The organism is Thalassotalea castellviae (assembly GCF_031846185.1).
Classification (GTDB): Bacteria; Pseudomonadota; Gammaproteobacteria; order Enterobacterales; family Alteromonadaceae; genus Thalassotalea_H; species Thalassotalea_H castellviae.
In genome coordinates, this window is the sequence record NZ_JAVRIF010000002.1 from 467,376 (window position 1) to 490,687 (window position 23,312).

Here is a 23,312-nt window from a genome sequence, read left to right on the forward strand (position 1 = left end):
GCCAATGAACATTACTCAAATAGCCTTTCAATATCGTAAAACGGTATTTTTAATCGTTGCGTTGTTACTCATAAACGGTGTTTTTGCCTATTTCACTTTACCTGCGCAAGAAGACCCTACTATTACTATTCGAGAAGCGGTAATTTCAACGTCTTTTCCGGGGATGGCACCAGAGCGAGTTGAACAACTTATTACTAAAAAGCTCGAAGAAGAAGTACGTAAAATACCGCAAGTAAAAGAAATAAAATCGTTATCTACAACCGGCAGTTCAACTATTCATGTAAAAATTCATGACCGATATTTTAATCTTGATGATATTTGGCAAGATGTTAGAAATAAGGCGCAAGCAGCCCACTCTAACATGCCTTCAGGCACAGGCACCCCTTATGTAAATACTGAATTTGGTGATGTTTCTGTGGTAACGCTTGCGTTAACCGCCGACGGTTTTGATATGAGTGCTATGTACGATATTGCTCAGCATATTCGTGATACACTTTATGCGGTGGAAGGTACGAAAAAAATTGAAATTTTAGGTCATTTAGAAGAACGAATTTTTCTTGAAGCCTCTAATGCCACCTTATCTCAATTGGGCATTTCTCCACGAGCATTAATTAATGAATTGCAAAATCAAAATATTATTCGCTCGGGGGGAGAAATAGATACTGGCGCAAAAAGCTTTATTGTTGAGCCTTCGGGAAACTTTAACAGTGTTTCAGATATTGCCAATACTTATATTAATATTCCAAACACGGAAGATTTTATCGCGTTAAAAGACGTGGTTACCATTAAGCGTGACTACATTGACCCACCAAATAAAATTGCGTATTTCAATGGAAAACCGGCTATTTTCTTTGCCATTTCCATGTTGCCTCAATACAACATTTTAAAATATGCTCCTCGAGTAAAAACAAAATTTGAAGAAATTATCCAGTCATTACCTATAGGTTATCAACTCGATATTGCTACTTATCAGGCGGAGCAAGTCGAAAAAACGGTCCAAGGAGTTTCAATCAATGTTTTACAAACACTAGCCATTGTTTTGGTAGTGGTGGTGTTATTTTTAGGTGTGCGCACCGGTTTGATTGTTGGCGCTATTGTGCCATTTGTTATGTTAGCCACACTTTCAATTATGCTATTTTTTGATATGAAATTAGAGCGAATGAGCCTAGCAACATTAATTATTTCATTGGGTTTGTTAGTAGATAATGGCATTGTCATCGCAGAAGATTTTAAACGTAGAATAGAAGATGGTATCAGCCGGTATGACGCTATGTTACAAGGCTGTAAAGAGCTTGCCATACCGTTATTAAGCTCGTCTATTACAACTATTTTATTCTTTTTGCCACTTATGCTGGCTGAACATGTTGCCGGTGAATTTACTCGCTCAATTTCGCTAGTTATTCTCATTACTTTGATGACCAGCTGGATTCTAGCGCTTTGTGTAACCCCTATTCTTTGTTATTACTTTATTAAACCATCTGGCCAAACGGTAGAGAACACCTCGACATTAGCAAAAATGTATTCGAGCTATGAAGCGTTTTTGCATTGGATTTTAAAACATAAAATTTTCTTTATAAGTGTCATATTGGTCACGTTTATTGCTTCAATAGGGGCAATGAAATTTGTCGCTAAACAATTTTTCCCTGAGTCTGATCGCACCCAAATTCTCATGTATATCGACTTACCAAACGGGACTTCTTCACGCGAAACTAATCGACAAATGCAGGAGATTTTCAAATGGCTTGATAACAAAGAAAAGTTTGCTTTTATCGAAAACTACTCAGGCTATGTTGGCTTTAATGGCCCACGTTTTGTGTTATCACTTAACCCAGAAGATCCAGCAAAAAATAAAGGATTCATAGTATTAAATGTAATTGAGGGAACAAACGTCGCTGAAAAAGTGATGGCGTTAGATACCCAGCTTGAAGCAACTTTTCCGAATGTTTCCGCCAGAGTGAAGAAAATGTTTTTAGGTCCTTCCGACGCTAAAACCATTAAAATACAAGTGAAAGGCCCCGATAAAAATGTCATTTATCATAAAGCACAACAAATTATGGATTTGCTTCATGAAATCCCTGACACCATCAATATTCGCAATAACTGGGAAAATTTAATTGTTAAAATTGACGTACAAGTGGACCAACACAGAGCCAAAAGAGCGGGCTTAACGTCAACAGAAATTGCTGATGCTTTACAAACCTACTTTTCTGGCGCTCAAATTACAGAATTTAGAGAAGAAGATGAGATCATTCCTATCGTGCTAAGAGCACAAGAAGCAGAACGTCACAACTTAGACCGATTACGTACGCTTAATGTTTATTCTGAAAAAACAGGCAAAGCGGTGCCATTGTTCCAAGTAGCAACGTTTGCGCCTGTAAATCAATTTTCAGTGATTTATCATGAAGATATGTTTAGAACCATTAGTGTAGAAGCCCGCAATAACAATATGGCTGCTGAAGATTTACAATTGATTATTGATGATAAAATTCAAGCTCTAGCAGCTGATTTACCGATTAATCATCACATTACTTATGGTGGTGCAATTAAAGAATCTAAAGCAGCACAAAAAGCATTAAGCGCAAGTATGCCTATGGTGATCGGTTTTATTTTAATCTTGCTGGTGGCGCAATTTAACTCGTTTAGAAAAGCCGCCATTATCACATTAACTATGCCGTTATCTTTTATTGGTGCCGTCATTGGCCTTCTAGTGATGCAAGCGCCTTTTGGTTTTATGGTTACCTTAGGCTTATATAGTTTGGCGGGGATTATTATCAACAACGCGATTGTGCTTATTGACCGCATCAAGATTGAAATTGACAGCGGTAAGACTCAGTACCAAGCATTGGTTGATGCCTGCTTAACACGATTACGCCCAATTGCCATGACAACAATAACCACTGTGATGGGCTTATTACCACTTATTTTAAATAAAGATCCGCTGTTTTACGGGATGGCAAACGCCATTGCTTTTGGCTTAGCTATTGGCACGATATTAACCTTAGCTGTTGTCCCTGTTTTATATGCGTCGTTTTATAAAATAGCAAAGTAAAATCACAAGAATGTTCAATAACAAATTAAAGCGCGGTAACAAGACGTTTATTCGCGCTTCTTTCAATAATTCACTCGTATTTTGAGCGGTATTTATCAGGAAAAACTTACTGAACCAACTGATAAGTCAACTTATAAAGCTAGGTGATTAATATTGCTGTATTATCGAGTTTTAATATCTTTTTTAATATGACCGTTTAGTATCAAAGTAACATTTTTAGTCTACGTATAGCTATGTATTCAATTTATCTAACGAACCAATAATCGATCAAATTATTTCGTTATATTGTTGTGCATTGAGCGAATAGTGAACAATTGCATAGCTAGATCACTCATTAAATATAACTCAATAGTCGATGAATAATACTATGACACTTTTAGCCTTATATTCTTAAGTAAAGTGCTGATGAAAATCCCCAAAACACTTGAAAAATGATGCTTTCCACTGAAACCACTTTTTCTTTTAACCGAGTCTGCTACACTAGCGAAAATTTTTGTTGAGCTTTTTATGTCTACTTTCGATTTTACCAGTTTTCCACGCGCGGGCTTTATTCGCCGTTTTGCATCTTGGGTTTATGACCTACTGCTCGCTATTGCCGTTTATATGGTTGCCGGTGCTATTGGCTTTCTTATTTTTGCGGTTTTTGCTTACTTTGGTTTAGTTGATATGAATGGCCATCAACATTTAATTGACGCGCAACGCTCCTCTTTGCTTTACAGTACCTTGATATATTCTTGGAATATTGGTTGGGTAAGTTATTTCTTTATTTTCTTTTGGGCAAAAAGTGGCCAAACCTTAGGGATGAAAGCCTGGCGTTTAAGAGTACAAAACCAAGATGGCACCTTAATCAGCAAAAGTACGGGACTAAAACGTTTGCTGCCAACTCTTCTTGGCTTAGGTAATTTATGGTTGTTTATCGATTGGAAAAATAAATTGAGTTTGCAGGATAAGTTAACAAATACCGAAGTTGTTTTACTGACACTAGAAGCTAACAGAGGGCGTTTGTAGCCCTCTACTTATATTTATTGTGTTTTTCTTTTCATGAAATATAGCGCGACACTAGTAAAAATAACACTAGGCATTAAAGCACCAAAAATGGCCGGAAGTTGATATACCAAGCTTAATGATCCTAATACTTGGTTGGTAATAAAAAAGAGTATACCGGTAGCTACCCCCATCATAATTCGGGCACCCATTGATACCGAACGCAATGGACCAAAAATAAACGATAACGCGACTAAAATCATTACTGCAACTGTGATTGGTTGCACCACTTTTCGCCAAAAGGCTAACTGATATCGACTCGGGTCTTGATCGTTTTCTTTCAAATAATCTAAGTATTCAAGTAAATCTCTCACTGAAAGTGATTCAGGCTTCACCGTCACAACCCCTAACTTATCAGGCGTTAAAGACGACTGCCAAGTTGTGCTTGCTAAACTTTCACTTTTAATTTCACCATTGTTGATCTGCGTATCCACCACTGAAGACAATAACCAGGCATCATCATGATAAGTCGCGCTATCAGCAGCAAGCCAACTCGTTAATTTTAACTGGTCATTAAACCGGTATATTTGCACGCCTTTTAGTGAGCCAGTATCTTCAACTTCATTAATATGTACAAATAGATCACCATCCTTTGCCCACGTTCCACCAGAAGCTGAAATCAAACTACCACCTGAAATGGCTTGTGCTTTTACTTGTCTTGCTGATGACTCGCCAACAGGGGCAACCCATTCTCCTACCGTCATACTGATGACAATTAATATTGCCGCTGATTTCATTACCGACTTAATTATATCTAAACGTGATAATCCAGAGGCTTGCATCACAACAAGTTCGGAATTACTCGCCAGCATACCAATACCTATCAAACCACCAATTAAGGCAGCCATAGGAAAAAACATTTCTACATCACGCGGGATAAAATAAAGCACATATAAAGCAGCATGAGACAGATCATAACTTCCCCTGCCAACCGCTTTCATTTCCTCAACAAACTTAATAATGCCACTTAAACTTACAAATACAGCTAGCGTTAGAAACGTTGTTGACGCGATTATTCGGCCAATATAAAGGTCTAAAATTTTCACAGTTAAGCAGCTCCCTTACGCGGGAATTGCGGCAATTTTGCTTTTAACTTTAACCCAAAACTTCGCCCTTTCATTAACAAACTTGCACCTAAAAAGAGTGCGATAAAATGAACAGGCCATAAACCAATATGACTAGGTAACGACTCGCTTTCTAAGCCGCGTTTTACGGCGGTTAATAATAAAAAATAACTTAAAAAGAGCAATAACGCGGGCAGCATTTTCGCAAATTTTCCTTGGCGAGGATTCACGACACTTAAGGGAACAGCAACAAAGGTTAAAATGATGCATGCCAAAGGAAAAGCAACACGCCAATGAATTTCTGCTTTATATTCAGCCGGAGTTTCATTGAATAAATCGGCCGTCGGAATCGCTTTAAGTTTACGGCTCTTGTGCTCGACTTTTTGATCTTGAATTTGAATGTAATATTTACCAAAAGATACTTGGCGGAATTCTTCATTTTTTACGTCATTTTGATAACGCGTGCCGTTAGAAAGAATTAACTTTTGCGAGCCTGTCACATCTTCAATGACTTCACCCTTAGCGGCATATACTAAGCTCGAGTTAATAATATTTGTATGTTTTTTATCGTTATCAGGCAACTGCGCAACAAAGACTTTTCTTAAGCTATTATCTTCACGATTTTTATCATGAATAAACACCACTGCTTTTTCATTACCTGTGGTTTGAAAACGCCCGGCAATCAATGAACTTAAGCCAGAGTCTGCTGCTAATTGCTCTTTCACTTGATATTCATACTCTGCCGCCATCGGCGATAAATAAAGGGTAAAAAGCCCGGTGATAATTGCGGTTAAAAAGGCCAGTAACAACGTGACCCGCACCACATACCATTCACTGACACCACAAGCATGAAGAATCGACATTTCGTTATCGGCATATATTCGACCATATGCAAGCAGAATTCCTAAGAAAAAGCTTAATGGTAAAATCATGCCAGCCAGATCAGGAATTTTTAAGCCAATAAAGACCATGACCATTTGGCCAGGGATGCCGCCCTCAGAAGCGTCATCTAAAACACGAACAAACTTATTACTAATAAAGATGGTCATTAAAACGATAAATACGGCGAATTGCGTTTTAGCGACTTCTTTTAATAAATATCGAAAAATAATCACAAAGAGATCCTACAAAAACTTAGTTTTTTTCTGACATATAGACAATTTTTAAGTAAACTTGTCGTTTTCATAAGTAAAATAATTTAATCGCCTTAAGATAAAATTGCTGAGTCCGCCTATAATTATAGCCTTTAGCTTGATAAAATAGAAAGTCAGTTGATTAATTATTTGAAAAAGTATTACAGTAAGCTTATCTATTAAGTGTAGATTTAAGCAAGTTAAACTGCATTTTTTTTAGAAATCATTCAGTTTTACCTAAAAATTAGGAGAGCCCATGGAATTTAGTGTAAAAAGTGGCAGCCCAGAAAAGCAACGCAGTGCCTGTATAGTTGTTGGTGTATTTGAGCCGAGACGTTTATCAACAATAGCAGAGCAACTGGACGAGATCAGTGAAGGTTACATTAGTAATCTTTTACGTCGTGGTGATCTTGAAGGTAAATCAGGGCAAATGCTGTTATTACATCATGTACCTAATATTTTAAGTGAACGAGTTTTATTAGTAGGGTGTGGTAAAGAACGTGAATTAGACGAACGTCAATACCGTCAAATTATCAGTAAAACGATTAATACCTTAAATGAAACCGGCTCAATGGAAGCGGTTTGTTTTCTATCAGAACTACATGTTAAAGGTCGTGATAATTACTGGAAAGTACGTCAAGCCGTAGAAGCAACGCAAGATTGCTTATATAGTTTTGACAGTTTAAAAACGCGTAAAGAAGAGCCTCGTCGCCCGTTACGTAAAATTGTTTTTAATGTGCCTACTCGTCGTGAATTACCTTTAGGTGAACGTGCGATTGCTCACGGTCTTGCCATTTCAGAAGGTATTAATACCTGTAAAAATGTTGCAAACATGCCACCAAACATTTGTAATCCGGCGTACTTAGCCGAACAAGCTAAAATTCTTGAAAACGATTACGACAATGTTTCTACCGATATTGTTGATGAAAAACAAATGACAGAATTAGGTATGGGATCTTACCTTGCTGTGGGTCGTGGCTCAGTGAATGAATCCATGATGAGTGTTATCAAGTATAACGGTGCAAAAGATGATTCAAACCCGATTGTATTAGTAGGTAAAGGCTTAACCTTTGATAGTGGTGGTATTTCAATCAAACCTAGTGAAGCAATGGATGAAATGAAATACGATATGGGTGGAGCCGCCGGTGTTTTAGGTGCTATGCACGCACTGGCTGAGCTTAATTTGCCTATCAATGTTATTGGCGTATTAGCCGGTTGTGAAAATATGCCAAGTAGTAACGCCTACCGACCTGGTGATGTACTGACCACAATGTCAGGCCAAACTGTTGAAGTATTAAATACTGATGCAGAAGGTAGATTAGTGTTATGTGATGCCCTCACATACGTAGAGCGCTTTGAACCAGAATTAGTGGTAGATGTAGCGACTTTAACCGGTGCCTGTGTCGTCGCACTAGGTAAACATGCGACGGGTTTATTAAGTACTCATAATCCTCTAGCTCATGAATTATTAAATGCTTCTGAGCAAAGTGGTGATAGAGCTTGGCGCTTACCTTTATGGGAAGAGTATCAAGATCAATTAGAAAGCCCATTTGCTGACTTTACCAACTTAGGCGGTCGCGCAGCGGGTACAATAACGGCGGCTTGTTTCCTTAGTCGTTTTACTAAAAAATACCATTGGGCTCATCTTGATATTGCCGGTACTGCATGGCGCAGCGGCGGTAAAGATAAAGGTTCAACGGGTCGGCCTGTCAGCATGCTTACACAGTTTTTACTGAATCGTTCTGGCGCAGAACAAGGCGAATAATAGAGTTAACAATTATTAAATGATGAATACTCAGGTAATGTTCTATCTGTTAGAACACGATGAAAATGCAGCAGAACAAGCTAGCAGTAACCCAGATAAGCACTATTTATCTTTGTTACATAGCTGTTATCAAGCGGCGCATTTTTATCGTCAAAACCAACGTGTCTTCATTTTTTGTCAAGACCAAGACCAAGCTCATCAAGTTGATGAGCTATTATGGTCATTTGAACCTGACAGTTTTGTCCCACATAATTTAGTGAATGAAGGACAAAAAAACGGTGCGGCTGTTGAAATTAGTTGGCAAACACCAACCAATCGTCGTCCTGTTTTAATTAATTTAACGAGCACAGTGCCAAACTTTGCTCATCAATTTTCACAAATCGTAGACTTTGTTCCAAGCGATGAACATTTAAAACAAAACGCACGTGAACGTTTTAAAGTATATCGCCAATTAGGCTTTCAGGTAGGTAATCAGCCTGCAAGCTCAAAACAAACAACGTCTTGATACATTTAAGAATAAAGTAGTTACCCTGATGGAAAAAACATTTAATCCCGCTGACATCGAACAATCACTCTACCAAAGTTGGGAAGAGCAAGGTTATTTTAGCCCAACAGGAACAGGTGATGGTTACTGTATTGCCATTCCACCGCCTAATGTCACGGGTAGTTTGCACATGGGGCACGCTTTTCAGCAAACGATAATGGACACCTTAATCCGTTATCAACGTATGCAAGGTAAAAATACACTATGGCAATCGGGCTGTGATCATGCAGGTATCGCAACACAAATGGTTGTTGAACGCAAAATAGCGGCTGAAGAAGAAAAAACTCGTCATGATTATGGCCGCGACGCCTTTATCGATAAAGTGTGGCAATGGAAAGAAGAGTCTGGCGGAACAATCGGCCAACAAATGCGCCGTTTAGGTAATTCAATTGATTGGTCACGTGAACGTTTTACCATGGATGACGGCATGTCAGAAGCCGTTCAAGAAGTATTTGTTCGATTATTTGAAGATGACCTGATTTACCGTGGTAAACGCTTAGTGAATTGGGATCCTAAATTTCATACGGCAATTTCAGATCTTGAAGTAGAAAACAAAGATAAAAAAGGCCACATGTGGCACTTACGTTATCCATTAGCAAATGGCGAAAAAACCGCAGAAGGTAAAGATTACTTAATTGTGGCAACCACTCGACCTGAAACCATGTTAGGTGATACGGGTGTAGCGGTTAATCCTAAAGATGAGCGCTATAAAGACTTAATTGGCAAACATGTTCAATTACCTTTAGTGAATCGTCTTATCCCTATTATCGGTGATGATCATGCCGATATGGAGAAAGGCACAGGTTGTGTGAAAATTACCCCTGCCCATGACTTTAACGATAACGAAGTCGGTAAACGCCATAATTTACCACTCATTAATATTTTAGATAAAAATGCCGCAATTTTGGCCAGTGCAGAAATATATCAAAACAACGGCGAACCAAGTGACGTATACAGTACTGAACTTCCTGCTGAATTTGCTGGTTTAGACCGTTTTGTTGCTCGAAAAGCCATCGTAGAAAAATTTGACGAGTTAGGCTTGCTAGAAAGCGTAAAAGATCACGACCTAGTTGCGCCTTACGGTGATCGTTCAGGGGTAATTATCGAGCCACTTTTAACCGACCAATGGTATGTACGTGCAGCACCACTTGCTGAGCCAGCGGTTGCAGCTGTTGAAAATGGCGACATTGAGTTTGTACCTAAACAATATGAAAACATGTACAACGCTTGGATGCGTGATATTCAAGATTGGTGTATTTCTCGACAACTATGGTGGGGACACAGAATTCCAGCATGGTATGACGAGAGCGGCAAGGTATACGTTGGTCGTAGCGAAGCAGAAGTGCGTAGCAACAATAACTTAGCCGACAATATCGTGCTTAAACAAGATGATGATGTTTTAGATACATGGTTTTCATCCGCGTTATGGACTTTTTCAACCTTAGGCTGGCCAAATAATGTTGAAGACTTAAAGAAATTCCACTCAACCGATGTTCTGGTAACAGGTTTTGATATTATCTTTTTCTGGGTTGCTCGCATGATCATGATGACCATGCACTTCATTAAAGACGAAAATGGCAAGCCGCAAGTTCCATTTAAAAAAGTGTATGTAACAGGCCTTATTCGCGATGAAAATGGCGATAAAATGAGTAAATCTAAAGGCAATGTGGTTGACCCACTAGACATGATTGACGGTATTTCTTTAGACGACTTATTAGAGAAACGAACTGGCAACATGATGCAACCTCAGCTTGCCAAGAAAATTACAAAATTAACGAAAAAAGAATACCCAGATGGCATTGAAGCACATGGTACCGATGCCTTACGTTTCACGTTAACCTCTGTTGCTTCCACAGGTCGTGATATCAGCTGGGACATGAAACGCTTAGACGGATATAGAAACTTCTGTAATAAATTATGGAATGCCAGTCGTTACGTATTAATGAATACTGAAGAACATGATTGTGGATTAACGAATTCAAACCTTGAGTTTTCTCTTGCCGACCGTTGGATCAAAGCCCAATTACAGCAAACCATTAAAACCGTGCATGAAGCCTTTGATTCATTTAGATTTGATCTTGCTTCTCAAGCATTATACGAATTCACTTGGAATCAATTTTGTGACTGGTATTTAGAATTAACGAAACCTGTTTTATTTAAAGGTAGCGAAGCACAACAACGTGGTACTCGCCAAACCTTAGTGGAAACATTAGAAACCCTATTGCGTTTAATGCACCCGATTATGCCATTTATCACCGAAACAATTTGGCAACGTGTTGTACCGTTAACTAAGTTTGAAAAGTGTGGTGACACCATCATGCTACAAAGCTTTCCGCAATATGACGAAACCGTTGTTGATAATCAAGCAAGTGAAGATTTAGAGTGGGTAAAACAGTTTATTGTTGCTATTCGTAACATACGTGGTGAGATGGATATTGCACCAAGTAAACCATTGCCGGTATTACTTAAAAATGTGAATGCCAACGACCAACGCCGCTTAACCGAAAATGAGCAGTTTTTATCTGCACTGGCTAAGCTTGAATCAATCCAAGTATTAAGTGACAGTGAAGAAGGCCCTGCTTCAGCAACAGCTGTTGTCGGCGATTTATCGTTATTAATTCCAATGGCTGGTTTAATTGATAAAGAAGCTGAACTTGCCCGTTTAACTAAAGCGATTGAAAAAATAGAGAAAGACTCTCAAAAAGTGCGTGGCAAGTTAAGTAATGAAAACTTTGTTGCTAAGGCACCGGCTGCGGTAATCGAAAAAGAGAAAGCAAAGCTTGCTGATGCGGAATCAACCCTGACAAAAATGCGTGAGCAAAAAGCTCAAATAGCTGCGCTTTAATCATTCTCAGACTTAAAATAAAAGCCGGTAAATATACTGGCTTTTATTTTGTCATAAAAAAGTCAAGTAAATTTCACATTTTTTCAAGATCTTGTTGAACTATTGTGTTAGCATATTGTCGCGTTGAGTTTTTGCGTTTCGGGAGAAGGAAAGATTAATCCATTTTTAAATAAATAGATTAATTACCTAGACGCTTTAGAATTGTGTTATTGGAAACCTTTCTCTGTCTGTACTTTAGGTAGAGGGCATTTACTCCGTATCTGGCTAAATAATTAGCTTTTTTTAATATCTAACCTGCGAGAAATGTTGGTATGTCTGAGACAGTAACTGGTAAAGTAAAATTTTTTAATGAATCTAAAGGCTTCGGTTTTATCGAGCAAGAAAATGGCCCTGACGTGTTTGTTCACTTCAGCGCTATCTCTGGAGACGGCTTCCGTACTTTGACTGATGGTCAAGCGGTATCTTTCTCAGTTAAGCAAGGCCAAAAAGGTCCTGAAGCTGAAAACGTTGTAGCATCTTAAGCTAAACGATTGAAATTTGTAAAACGGAGCAATTTATTGCTCCGTTTTTTTATGCTTGTTATTAATCACTTAGCTAAATTTCCCTTTTTATCGAAAAAATCACGGATTAAAATTCGCATAAAATACGTTATTGACTAAAATTTAATCACTCACATGAAGTGAGGTTTATTAACTAAAAGGATTTAGTCATGAAATTAATACATAACCTAGTTGTACTCTTATCCCTATTTAGCTCTTTTATTTGTTCTGCAAGTATAATTTTTATCAATGAAATTCACTACGATAATATTGGTACTGATCAACATGAATTTTTTGAATTAATGGCTGAGGCTGGCACTGATCTAACAGGTTGGCAGGTGGAGTTGTACAATGGCAGTAATGGCTCAACTTATAGCAATACCATACATTTATCCGGCGTTATTTCAGACACCAATAATGGTTTTGGTTTTGCCTCGTTTTCACCTAGTAATATTCAAAATGGTGCTCCAGATGGGCTAGCGCTGATTGATAATGTAGGACAAGTCAGACAATTTTTATCTTATGAGGGCACTATAACCGCCACTTCTGGTACTGCAGCAGGGTTAACCAGTACGGATATTGGCATAAGTGAAAGTGGCAGTTCTACACCAAGCCATTTTTCATTACAACTGACAGGCACAGGCAATACTTATCAAGATTTTATCTGGCAAGCCATGGCACACACTTCCGGAGCCATTAATAGCCAACAAACCATAAAATCTAAGCTAAATGTCACCGTTTTAGAGCCTTCAACGGTCCCGTTATTACTTTTTGCCTTATTACTCTTGGTTTTATTTAAACACAACAGACACTACCTATTTAACCCCTTAGATAGTGAATGTCCAAGCTAACTTGAATAGGTTTGCTTCATGCAAATTGAGGTACTTATTTATTGAAGTTGCTTGGTAACGAGTTCTGTAATTAACTGGCAATGATCAGCTCTATCATTCAATGCTGGAATATAGTGATACTCTTTGCCACCGGCTTCAATAAACACCGCTTTATTTTCGTGAACAAGCTCTTCAAGAGTTTCAAGACAATCAGCACTAAAGGCAGGGCTGACAATTGCAACACTTTGACAGCCCTCTTTTGCTAAGTTTTCCAACGTGGCATCTGTGTATGGCTGAAGCCATTCGGCTTTGCCAAATCTAGACTGAAAAGTCATGATGTATTCATCACTGGTTAAACCAAGTTCTTCAACTAACAGCCGAGTCGTTTTATGACAAAAGCAATAATATGGATCGCCCTTTTCCAAAAAGTATTTCGGCATACCATGATAAGAAAGCACTAATTTTTCAGGTTTACCTTTTGCTTGAAAATGTTCCTGAATACTATTGGCCAATGCCTTAATATATAACGGGTGATCATAATAACCACTAATAAAATGTAAAGATGGGATCCAACGCCATTTCTTGATTTCATTAACAACTGCATCAAATGTTGACCCCGTTGTTGGCCCGGCATACTGCGGGTACAAAGGGAGTACAACAATATTCTCTATTCCTTGTTGTTGAAAGTTATTTAATGCATCAGATATTGCAGGCTTTCCATAGCGCATCGCTAAATCTACAACCACATCTTCGTTTGTAGCATGTAAACTCTTGGCAACGTTTGATTTGATTTGTTCACTGATCACCATTAAAGGTGAGCCTGCATCCGTCCATATGCTCTGATATAGTTTTGCCGATTTTTTTGGCCGCACTCTCAAAATTACGCCGTGTAAAATAATCATCCATAACAATCGTGGAATTTCTACTACACGTGGGTCAGATAAAAACTCTCTAAGGTATGTTCTTAAGGCCGCAGCCGTTGGAGCACTAGGCGTACCTAAGTTTGTTAACAGTACCGCTGTTTTTTTCTTTTGGTCATTGTTGCGATTATCATGAATCGACTTATCTCGACCTAAGTAACGGGATTTCAATAAACTTCCTTATATCATCACTAATAAAATTTTCAATAATCAATACTTCAGTTATTCAACGAGACGATCAATCACTAATTCAATAACGTCTGTTGTATCTACACGAACACCGGTTTTTTCAGCTTTATAATCACCCGGCTTAATGCCAACACCACCATTATTAGAGATAATGGCATAAACATTGACCTGCTCTGCATCACTTAATTTTGCCGCTGGTGTCATCGCACGTTGATCATTTAACACGACATCTAATGGCAAATCGCTGGCTTGTACCTTAATCGCAGCTAATGGCATTCGACCACCTTCACTAGGAATAGCATAAATGAATACTACCTTATCTTCACCAGCATTCAGTTGCGTTAGTATTTCTTCACTGATGCTGACATGTAAAGAAAGTTGAGGACCAGCAAGACTGGCGTTATCAGCCACCATACCACCCGTTAATGCTAATCGGTTTTTTGCTTCAACAATTGCACTTTTTAATGCGTCACTATTCACACTAGGTCTATTGTCATTGACAACCGTTTGCCAATAATCAATCGCCTGTTGATAGTTCTTATTGATAAAGTTATTCATGCCCAACAAAATATTAGTTGAGGGGTCTTTTGCATCTAACGACAATGCTTTATCAATATAATATTGCACTTCTTCCGTTATTTTTTGTGCATTTTTGTAATAACTCGCCTGTGCTTTAGCGCCAAATAAATCGGCTTGTTCACCATCAATCCCAATGACTTTATCAAACGCAGTTAAAGCTTCATCAAACTCACCGATACCAACTAAGGCTTGACCTAAACTATACCAAGCATCAGAATTATTTGGTTGTTGCTCTGTCGCTTTCTTTAACTTTTGAATTTCAACAATCAATTGTTGTTGTTCATCAAGTGTTTGATGACTACCATTTTCCTTTGGTGTATTTGCGATAAGCTCCATCGAGCCTCTTTCGCTGTAAAGGGCAACACTAAAAATAATAATAAATAACGATATAGTTGCTGGCCAGACAATTGAAAGCGAAGATTTTTTGTCGATTGACTGATTGGCTTCATTAGCATTATCTTGAATATCTTGTAATAAACTTTGCTCAAGCTCAGCGACTAAATATTCATAACTTTCTTTATCTAAACTACCTTGTTGAAAGTCTTTCTCAATTTCAGCTTTATGTTCATGATATAAACGCACATTGGTTTCATCACGAAAACTATTATCAATTTTCACATTCTGACGATTTTGATTTAAATAATGTGCCCAAACAATAATGAGCAACAAGAGGATAAAGGCAACAACAAGTACAAGAAGTTCTAACATAAATTATTTATCTTTTAAAATTTGAGCTAATTTATTTTTTTGCTCTTTGGAGAGAGTAACCGTTTCTTTTTTAATTGGTTTTTTACGTAATATTTGAACAACAACAATCACGCCAATCAGCAACAAAAACGCGGGGCCAAACCAGAGAATATAGGTCAAGCTAGAAACTTTAGGACGATATAAAACAAATTCGCCATACCGATTCACCATAAAATCAACAATTTCACCGTCAGACTTTCCTTGCTCGAGTAACTGATATACTTCACGTCGTAAATCAGCAGCAATTGGAGAGTTTGAATCGGCTAAATTTTGATTTTGACATTTAGGACATCGTAACTCTTTCACTAAAGATTTATATCTAATTTCAGTCACTTCATCATGAAAAACATAGGTATCTGTTTCCCACGCTGTGGTTGTAAAAGCGACTGTAAAAAGTAAAATAAAAATAAGATATTTCACTAAGATGTTTCTCCCTTTAATTCGTTTTCAAGCGTGATAATTAAAGGTAAGAATTTCTCTTGCCACACTTTGCCATCGATAGGCCCGACATGCTTCATTCTGATAATGCCTTTATGATCTATAACAAAGGTTTCTGGTGCTGCAGTTACGCCTAATTCAATACCCAACTTGCCAAGCGGATCAAAAATAGAAAACTGGTAAGGGTCTTGATAATCTTTTAGCCATTGTCTGGCATCATCGCGATCATCTTTATAATTCAAGCCATATAAAGCGACACGGCCACTTTGGGCAATATCGACTAGGTATGGGTGTTCATACTTACAGTAAACACACCACGTTCCCCAAACATTTAATAGCTTTATGTCTCCAACTAAATCCTTCTCGGTGAGCATTACCTTTGGTTTTAACAATTGCGTGAGAACAAACTCAGGCATTTTTTGTCCAACCAAAGCCGAAGGCAGTGCTTGCGGATTTAAAGCTAAGCCACGATACAAGATGATCCCGAGTGAAATAAATAAAATTAAAGGTATAAAACGGATTATTTTATTCATCTATGAAACTCCTTCGGTCGCAGTGTTTGCTGAGGAAGCTGATACATTAAGCTTAGACTCTGATTTGGCTGTTTTTCGTCGACGGTAACGTTTATCTAACATCGCAAATAAGCCACCAAGTCCCATAAAGATGGCACCTAACCAAATCCACCTAACGAAAGGTTTATAATGAACACGTATCGCCCAAGCGCCATCTTCAAGTGGATCACCGAGTGCAACATAGACATCTCTAAATAAGCCAGGATCAATTCCTGCTTCTGTCATCCCCATAGTTTGTACTAAGTAAGTGCGACGCTCAGGTTTTAACAAAGCAACAAAATCCCCCGCTTGATGGATTTCAATTTGTCCTTGATCAGCACTGTAATTAGGTCCTTTTACCGGCTTAATCCCCTTAAAGGTAACGTCGTAACCTGAGACATTAATGGAGTCGTTAACAAACATTTTAACACTAAGTTCTTTTTCATAACTTGAAACCATAGTGACTCCGACAATCGTAATAGCAATGCCCATATGAGCAATAGTCATTCCCCATTGACTTAAGGTGACTTTACTAAATGCGTATTGACCTTGTTTAGATTTTGCCTGATTTCTTAAATCTTTAACGACAACAAGCGAAACCCAAAGGGCAAGCATAATACCAAAGCTAGCTAATAAATTAAGTTCGCCGTCATATAGAAATGGGAAAATGAAACCTATCACAATACTGATTATTGATGGTTTAGCAATTTGTTTGCGTAGCTCGCCTTTTTTCGCTTTTTTCCAACGGATCAGTGGACCAATTCCCATTATGATAAATAACAAACTCATAATAGGTACAAATACCGCATTAAAATAAGGAGGGCCTACCGAAATTTTTCCTAAAGCAAAGGCATCAACAATTAAAGGGTAAATGGTGCCTAATAACACAGTGACACAAGCAACCACTAAAATAATATTACAGAGCAATAATGCTGTTTCTCTTGAATATAGTGAAAAGCGACTAAAGCTAGCGACATTCGAGGCCCTAAAGGCAAACAAAGTGAAAGAACCACCAACGGCAATTGCCAGTAGTAATAAGATAAACGCACCTCGTGTCGGATCAGAAGCAAATGAATGTACTGAAGTTATAACTCCCGAGCGCACTAAAAATGTCCCTAATAAACTTAAACTAAAAGCAAAAATGGCTAATAATACGGTCCAGTTTCTAAACGTGCCTCGCTTTTCTGTTACTGCTAATGAATGAATTAATGCGGTACCAACTAACCAAGGCATAAAAGATGCATTTTCTACCGGATCCCAAAACCACCAACCGCCCCAGCCTAATTCGTAATATGCCCACCAGCTACCTAAAGCAATACCGAGTGTTAAAAATATCCAAGCGGCAATGACCCAAGGTCTAGCCCAGCGAGCCCAAGCAGCATCTAACTTCCCTACCATTAAGGCGGCAATCGCAAAAGCAAAGCTGACGGCAAATCCTACATAACCAAAATACAACATGGGTGGGTGAATAATTAATCCAACATCTTGTAATAAAGGGTTTAAATCCCGCCCTTCTGCTGGCACCACTGGCCATAATCGATCAAATGGATTTGAGGTTAGTAAGGTGAATAACATAAACCCAACGGCTACCATTCCTAATACGGCTAATACTCTTGCAATAAAAGCTTCGTCCATTCCTTTACTATATTTAGCAACCGCCATTGTCCAAGCCGTTAACGCGAAAACCCACAATAACAAAGAGCCTTCATGTCCCCCCCACACCGCACTTATTTTAAAATAATAAGGCAACAATGAATTAGAGTGGCTGGCAATATACTTGACAGAAAAATCGTCGATAACAAACGAGTAAGCTAAAATAATTAAACTAATCGAGGTGAAAGCAAACATGCCAAATGTTAAAGGTTTAGCGTAACTGGTCAATTTAGCTTGGCCAGTATAAACGCCAATAAGCGGAAAAACGCTCAAACAAATTGCAAATGCCAAACCTATGATTAAGGCAAAGTGGCCTAGCTCAGGAATCATATAAATCTCCGAATGTTATCGGTACTGATCACGTATGAAGGTGATCGTCAGTATCAAAATACGTCTTGAGGGATTTATTCTCAAGTCGATAAAAATTTGCAGCAATGTTAGCACTGTTTATAGGTAAACTTCATCAAAGAGTGACATCTTATTACAAAATTACTACTTGAAACGCTCAAAGTGGTATCAGTGCAGTAATGGTATGATAAATTCATTATCTATAGTAGGATCTAGATCAAGCCATTTAAATTATTTTTCTCTAAAATGATTCAAATTAAAGTTAAGATAACGCCATTAGATCAGATCATTATTTAAATAAATGCCAACACACTCACCTTCATTACTTAACGCTCATCAATTAACGTGCATACGCGAAGAACGTATTCTATTTGAACACCTTAATTTAACCATAAATGCTGGTGATATTATTCAAGTTGAAGGACCGAATGGCGCAGGAAAAACAAGCTTGCTCAGAATTCTCGCCGGACTTTCTCAACCTTATGAAGGTCAAGTATTTTTCAATGATATGGCAATTGGTGATGAACGTGAAATTTACAATCAAAACTTACTTTATATTGGACATTTAGCCGGAATTAAAGGCGAAATGACTGCACAAGAAAACCTTGAATTTTCTTTGAGTTTAAGTGGTTTAGATCTATTAACGGCCGAAAAAACATTAGATCAAGTTGATTTACTTGGTTTTGAAGATGCACTCGCGGCTCACTTAAGCGCAGGCCAACATCGACGTATCGCTTTAGCAAAATTATGGCAAAGTAAAGCGCCTGTTTGGATATTAGATGAGCCGTTTACTGCAATTGATAAAAATGGTGTAAAAAAACTCGAAGAATTAATGGTTAATCACGCCCAAAATGGCGGTTGTGTTATTTTAACGACGCATCAAGACTTATCGATTGACCAAAATTTATATAAAAAAGTCACGTTAGAATATCGTTTCTTTTAAATGAAATATCGAAGAAAAAAATGAATAAACGCAATGACATCGCCATCGAAATAAAAGCCGCTATTTCCTATAAAGAGGTTTTTATGTTGATTTTTAAACGTGATTTAACTATTGCTTTTCGTCATAAAGACGACATTTTGAACCCGTTACTCTTTTTTATTATTGTTATTACTTTATTTCCTTTAGGAATAGGACCAGAATCGAACACACTAGCTAAGATAGCCCCCGGTATTATTTGGGTGGCAGCATTATTATCTACTCTATTATCACTGGATCGATTGTTTAAATCAGATTTTCTTGATGGCTCATTAGAACAAATGCTACTCAGTCCCCATCCTTTATTTATCATTGTGCTAGGCAAAGTTATTGCCCACTGGTGTTTAACAGGCTTACCGATTATTTTTATTGCTCCTTTGCTCGGTTTATTGCTGCATTTAGACGAAAACAGTTATTCAGCTTTACTGTTAACCTTATTGTTAGGAACACCGATTCTTAGTTTTTTAGGTGCTATTGGTGTTGCGCTTACTGTAGGCATTAAAAAAGGCGGCGTTTTACTGAGTTTATTAGTACTCCCTCTTTATATTCCAGTATTAATATTTGCGACCAGTGCTATTGATACTGCGGCAATGAGCTTACCCTATAGCGGACAGCTTGCTATAATTGGCGCACTATTAATAGGTTCTATAACATTATCCCCTTTTGCGGTTAGCGCCGCACTAAAAGTGAGTACCAACTAATGTGGAAATGGCTTCATCCTTATGCTAACCCAGAAGTGTCTTATCACTTCGCCGGACGATTAATTCCGTGGTTTTCTAAATTAACGTTTATTTTGCTTTTTATCGGTTTGAGTTGGGCACTTTTATTTGTCCCTGCGGATTATCAGCAAGGTAACAGTTTTCGCATCTTTTATTTACATGTACCTGCAGCCATTCTTTCGATGAGTATTTATGTCGCAATGGCAATAGCAGCATTATCAAGCCTTGTTTGGCAAATTAAATTAGCCGATGCTTCTGCGGCGGCCATGGCCCCAGTTGGTGCTGTATTTACCGCCATTGCGCTAATCACTGGCGCTGCTTGGGGCCGTCCTACTTGGGGCACATGGTGGATCTGGGATGCCCGCTTAACATCAGAGCTTATTTTATTATTTTTATATTTAGGTGTCATAGCCCTGCACAATGCTTTTGAAGATAAAACACTCTCAGGCAAAGCTGCGGGAATTTTAGCGCTGGTTGGGGTAGTCAACATCCCTATTATTAAATATTCAGTAGAATGGTGGAATACCTTACATCAAGGTTCAACGGTTTCTAAATTAGGCGCACCTTCTATGTCTTCGAGTATGTATTGGCCATTTTTGGTATGCTTTATTGGTTTTATCTGCTTTGTTACCTGGATTATATGCCTTCGTTTTCGAAATGAGATTTTAGCTCGAAACGCGATGCGAGCTTGGGTACGTGATCTTGTCAGTAAAACGGAGGGTAAATAATGCAGTTTTCGAGTTTCGCTGATTTTATAGCTATGGGCGGCCATGGTTTTTATGTGTGGTTATCTTATGGGATAAGCATTACGTTATTAATATTATTAGTATTTTTAAGCATCAAAAAGAATAAAGATATCATTAACCAGATACAGCGTCATCAACAAAGAGAAGCTAAATTCAAACAAGCAGCACAACGTCAAAAAGATAATTTTTCTCAAGAGGTAAGTCATGAATCCACGCCGTAAAAAACGCTTAACTATCGTTTTATCTTTGTTAATCGGAATAAGTATTATCAGTGGTTTAGTTTTATATGCCTTAAGCCAAAACATCGACTTATTCTACACTCCTCACGAAGTGGTACACGGGAAAGATGATACAGGAATTAAACCTAAGGTAGGTCAACGAATAAGAGTGGGTGGATTAGTCGTTGTCGGTAGCGTAAAACGCGACGCCGATAATTTAAAAGTACAATTTGACCTAACCAATAAAGGCGAAGTCATCACCATAAAATATGATGGCATACTGCCCGATTTATTCAGAGAAGGTCAAGGCATAATCGCAAACGGTAAGTTAAGCCAATCACGTGTACTTGAAGCAAGTGAAGTATTAGCAAAACACGATGAAAACTATATGCCGAAAGAGATTGCTGATTCCTTAGGTGAAGGTCACGAAGCGCCAAAATATACCGAAGAGCAATTAAAACCAACTGGATGATAGCGCTGACTTATTAACAAAGCGTTGAAATAGAAAAGCCCTTAATCAAAGTTAAGGGCTTTTATTTTTTAATACTTGACGTCGTTGGTGATAAATTCTGCTAAGCAATTTTATCAGTTGGTAAAATACGCTCTCCAAGCTTATTAATAATTTCAACATCGCCATTACAAACTGCAACAATCGTTTTATCTTTTTTTAAATTTTCAGGAATAATGACTCTTCCTGTCACTGATTTTTCAAATGTGCATACCTGATGTTTCAATTCTAAAGCTGTGTCACAATAATAAATGATAGTGACTAGCTCAACTTCATTACGACTCATAAATAACCCTACTGCTTATCTTATAAAGCCTCAAACTATGTGGTACTTATTGGCTTATAATTATAAATGGTTTACTTCTGTCCTAAAGTTATTGCTAATTTCATTCCATCTTAAACTCAAGCGATACTACTACACTAGGTTTGATTCTGAAACTGCTAACTACTTTTCTAAGTGATTTTGTGACTTGGTTTTCGCACTGTGCAGATAAAAAAAACCCTGAGTACAAGACTCAGGGCGATCAAATACGATCTTTTTTAACGCACCCTCAACTAGTGAGTTCGGATATCCTTAAGGATAAATGCTTTTCTGGAAATAAAGTTTTAGGCTTTCTTTCTTAATTTATGACCTTTTAAGGCATAGAAAATGATAAATAAATAACTTGGCAGCATGAGCGCATAGGCCCCTTGTGCCCCCAATCCTGCAACATTTCCTAATCCTATTAGTAGTGGACCTAACGCTCCACCGGCAATCCCCATAATAAGTAACCCTGAAGCTGTCCCGGTTAATCGACCTAAGCCACTTAACGCTAGAGGCCATATAGCAGGCCACACCATAGCGTTGGCAAAACCTAATAAAGCAATACACAACAAAGGATCTGGTAATTCAGGGCCACCAAATGGGACGAGTAAAAGGTTAGAAATTAAAAATGAATCATTGCTACCAAAGACAACCGCGGCAACAGTCACAATACCCGCGATACCCGACATCACTAAGGCATTTTGTTGTGACATATATTTAGGGATAAGGGCGATACCAATGGCATAACCTATCAACATACAGGCCATGGTATACGAGGTCATCATTGAGAAGTCAGCAACACCAATTGCTAATGCGTATGAGCCAATAGTATCTGCCGCTATTACTTCTACAGCAACATATAAAGCAATACCAATAACACCAAGTACTAAGTGTGGATGTTTTAGCGCTTCTCTGACTTCACCTTTAGCATTCGGGTTTTCATCTTCAAAAACTAAATCAGGCAAAGGTGAGAATTTTGCAAAAGCGGCAAAAATAAAGATCAGCGATGATACGGCGATATAAGGTAAAACAAGACTATCGGCCATAGTATCTTTTTGCGCTTGGCTTAAAGATGCCCCTTCACCAGCAACCGCGGCAACAGTAACCATGGCAAAAATAATAGGAACAATAACGCCAGCAAACTTATTCAACAAGCCCATAATACAAACACGCACCGCCGCTGAATCTTCTGATCCCATTTTAACTACATAAGGGTTAACGGCTGTCTGTAAAATTGTTTGTCCAACACCAATCAGTAACTGGGCAAATAAAAATATCTCAATCATTTGGAGCTTAGCCGCAGGAATGTACAATAATGCAGAGCTCGCCATTACCCCACAACCAATCGCCATACCATTTTTGTAACCTACCTTTTTGATCAACATAGCTGATGGTATTCCCGCTATGGTAACCGCAATATAAAAAGATGAAATAATAAACGAGGCCTGAATGGGCGACAGCTCAAGCATTTGTTGTAAAAATGGCGTAATAGCCCCATTGAGCCAAGTTATACAACCCAATATAAAAAACATTGAGCCGGCCAGCGTCATTGGTAACAAAATGCTCGGTTTCTCTTGTGACATTGTCATATCCATAGTTT

General features: G+C 38.2%; 21 protein-coding genes. 12 read left to right on the forward strand and 9 right to left on the reverse strand.

Translation table 11 applies throughout. From position 1 onward, the window contains the following. Positions 1 to 4 precede the first annotated feature (4 nt). Positions 5 to 3,049 carry an efflux RND transporter permease subunit gene (locus tag RM573_RS05805; protein WP_311578593.1) on the forward strand — a complete coding sequence of 1,015 codons (3,045 nt, stop codon included), beginning with the start codon at positions 5 to 7 and terminating at the stop codon, positions 3,047 to 3,049. A gap of 507 nt (positions 3,050 to 3,556) precedes the next feature. Then, positions 3,557 to 4,057, forward strand: a complete 501-nt coding sequence (locus RM573_RS05810) for an RDD family protein (protein WP_311578596.1) — start codon at positions 3,557 to 3,559, stop codon at positions 4,055 to 4,057. Between the two features lie 14 nt (positions 4,058 to 4,071). Here the strand turns inward: RM573_RS05810 and lptG are convergent, their stop codons facing one another. Both lptG and lptF read right to left on the reverse strand, forming a co-directional pair. Further along, positions 4,072 to 5,139: an LPS export ABC transporter permease LptG gene (gene lptG, locus RM573_RS05815; RefSeq protein WP_311578599.1), complete on the reverse strand. Its 1,068-nt coding sequence runs from the start codon at positions 5,137 to 5,139 to the stop codon at positions 4,072 to 4,074. A gap of 2 nt (positions 5,140 to 5,141) precedes the next feature. Next, the gene (lptF, locus tag RM573_RS05820; protein WP_311578602.1) at positions 5,142 to 6,272 is read right to left on the reverse strand and encodes an LPS export ABC transporter permease LptF; all 1,131 of its coding nucleotides are present in this window, start codon (positions 6,270 to 6,272) and stop codon (positions 5,142 to 5,144) included. Between the two features lie 274 nt (positions 6,273 to 6,546). Here lptF and pepA point away from each other — a divergent pair, with 274 nt between their 5' ends. The 5 genes from pepA (at position 6,547) to RM573_RS05845 (ending at position 12,834) form a co-directional block, all read left to right on the forward strand. Then, positions 6,547 to 8,055: a leucyl aminopeptidase gene (gene pepA / locus RM573_RS05825; protein WP_311578605.1), complete on the forward strand. Its 1,509-nt coding sequence runs from the start codon at positions 6,547 to 6,549 to the stop codon at positions 8,053 to 8,055. A gap of 19 nt (positions 8,056 to 8,074) precedes the next feature. Then, the gene (locus RM573_RS05830) at positions 8,075 to 8,560 is read left to right on the forward strand and encodes a DNA polymerase III subunit chi (protein WP_311578608.1); all 486 of its coding nucleotides are present in this window, start codon (positions 8,075 to 8,077) and stop codon (positions 8,558 to 8,560) included. 28 nt (positions 8,561 to 8,588) lie between these two features. After that, positions 8,589 to 11,444, forward strand: coding sequence for a valine--tRNA ligase (locus RM573_RS05835; RefSeq protein ID WP_311578611.1), 2,856 nt, complete (start codon positions 8,589 to 8,591; stop codon positions 11,442 to 11,444). A gap of 311 nt (positions 11,445 to 11,755) precedes the next feature. Beyond that, positions 11,756 to 11,965: a cold-shock protein gene (locus RM573_RS05840; RefSeq protein ID WP_303454427.1), complete on the forward strand. Its 210-nt coding sequence runs from the start codon at positions 11,756 to 11,758 to the stop codon at positions 11,963 to 11,965. Positions 11,966 to 12,153: 188 nt separating this feature from the next. Further along, a complete protein-coding gene (locus tag RM573_RS05845; protein ID WP_311578615.1) occupies positions 12,154 to 12,834 on the forward strand; it encodes a lamin tail domain-containing protein in 681 nt (226 codons plus the stop codon). Between the two features lie 38 nt (positions 12,835 to 12,872). Here the strand turns inward: RM573_RS05845 and hemH are convergent, their stop codons facing one another. The 5 genes from hemH to RM573_RS05870 are packed head-to-tail and all read right to left on the reverse strand — an operon-like array spanning position 12,873 to position 18,220. Continuing rightward, positions 12,873 to 13,904 carry a ferrochelatase gene (gene hemH / locus RM573_RS05850; protein WP_432280214.1) on the reverse strand — a complete coding sequence of 344 codons (1,032 nt, stop codon included), beginning with the start codon at positions 13,902 to 13,904 and terminating at the stop codon, positions 12,873 to 12,875. A gap of 51 nt (positions 13,905 to 13,955) precedes the next feature. Then, positions 13,956 to 15,209: a c-type cytochrome biogenesis protein CcmI gene (gene ccmI, locus RM573_RS05855; RefSeq protein ID WP_311578618.1), complete on the reverse strand. Its 1,254-nt coding sequence runs from the start codon at positions 15,207 to 15,209 to the stop codon at positions 13,956 to 13,958. Between the two features lie 3 nt (positions 15,210 to 15,212). Then, entirely contained in the window at positions 15,213 to 15,668 is a 456-nt protein-coding gene (locus tag RM573_RS05860) for a cytochrome c-type biogenesis protein (RefSeq protein WP_311578621.1), read from the reverse strand. Next, positions 15,668 to 16,219 (reverse strand): DsbE family thiol:disulfide interchange protein, encoded by a 552-nt coding sequence (locus RM573_RS05865; protein WP_311578624.1) that lies wholly within the window; start codon positions 16,217 to 16,219, stop codon positions 15,668 to 15,670. Before RM573_RS05865 ends, RM573_RS05860 begins: the two co-directional genes overlap by 1 nt. After that, the gene (locus RM573_RS05870) at positions 16,220 to 18,220 is read right to left on the reverse strand and encodes a heme lyase CcmF/NrfE family subunit (RefSeq protein WP_311578626.1); all 2,001 of its coding nucleotides are present in this window, start codon (positions 18,218 to 18,220) and stop codon (positions 16,220 to 16,222) included. It lies immediately after the preceding gene. Between the two features lie 319 nt (positions 18,221 to 18,539). On the opposite strand from RM573_RS05870, the gene ccmA reads away from it, so the two are divergent. The 5 genes from ccmA to ccmE all read left to right on the forward strand — a co-directional run bounded on the left by ccmA (position 18,540) and on the right by ccmE (position 21,372). After that, complete coding sequence (gene ccmA, locus RM573_RS05875) at positions 18,540 to 19,181, forward strand: cytochrome c biogenesis heme-transporting ATPase CcmA (RefSeq protein WP_311578629.1); 642 nt, start codon at positions 18,540 to 18,542, stop codon at positions 19,179 to 19,181. An 83-nt stretch (positions 19,182 to 19,264) separates the two neighbouring features. Continuing rightward, on the forward strand, positions 19,265 to 19,918 hold the full coding sequence (gene ccmB, locus RM573_RS05880) for a heme exporter protein CcmB (protein ID WP_432280220.1): 654 nt from the start codon (positions 19,265 to 19,267) through the stop codon (positions 19,916 to 19,918). After that, positions 19,918 to 20,664, forward strand: a complete 747-nt coding sequence (locus RM573_RS05885) for a heme ABC transporter permease (RefSeq protein WP_311578632.1) — start codon at positions 19,918 to 19,920, stop codon at positions 20,662 to 20,664. Before ccmB ends, RM573_RS05885 begins: the two co-directional genes overlap by 1 nt. Then, on the forward strand, positions 20,664 to 20,903 hold the full coding sequence (ccmD, locus tag RM573_RS05890) for a heme exporter protein CcmD (protein WP_311578634.1): 240 nt from the start codon (positions 20,664 to 20,666) through the stop codon (positions 20,901 to 20,903). Before RM573_RS05885 ends, ccmD begins: the two co-directional genes overlap by 1 nt. Further along, on the forward strand, positions 20,887 to 21,372 hold the full coding sequence (gene ccmE / locus RM573_RS05895) for a cytochrome c maturation protein CcmE (protein ID WP_311578636.1): 486 nt from the start codon (positions 20,887 to 20,889) through the stop codon (positions 21,370 to 21,372). Before ccmD ends, ccmE begins: the two co-directional genes overlap by 17 nt. 100 nt (positions 21,373 to 21,472) lie before the next feature. On the opposite strand, the gene RM573_RS05900 is transcribed toward ccmE, so the two are convergent. Together RM573_RS05900 and nagP are read right to left on the reverse strand one after the other, a co-directional pair. Further along, a complete protein-coding gene (locus RM573_RS05900; RefSeq protein WP_311578639.1) occupies positions 21,473 to 21,694 on the reverse strand; it encodes a TIGR02922 family protein in 222 nt (73 codons plus the stop codon). Positions 21,695 to 22,014: 320 nt separating this feature from the next. After that, on the reverse strand, positions 22,015 to 23,307 hold the full coding sequence (gene nagP, locus RM573_RS05905) for an N-acetylglucosamine MFS transporter NagP (protein ID WP_311578643.1): 1,293 nt from the start codon (positions 23,305 to 23,307) through the stop codon (positions 22,015 to 22,017). Between the last annotated feature and the right edge of the window lie 5 nt (positions 23,308 to 23,312).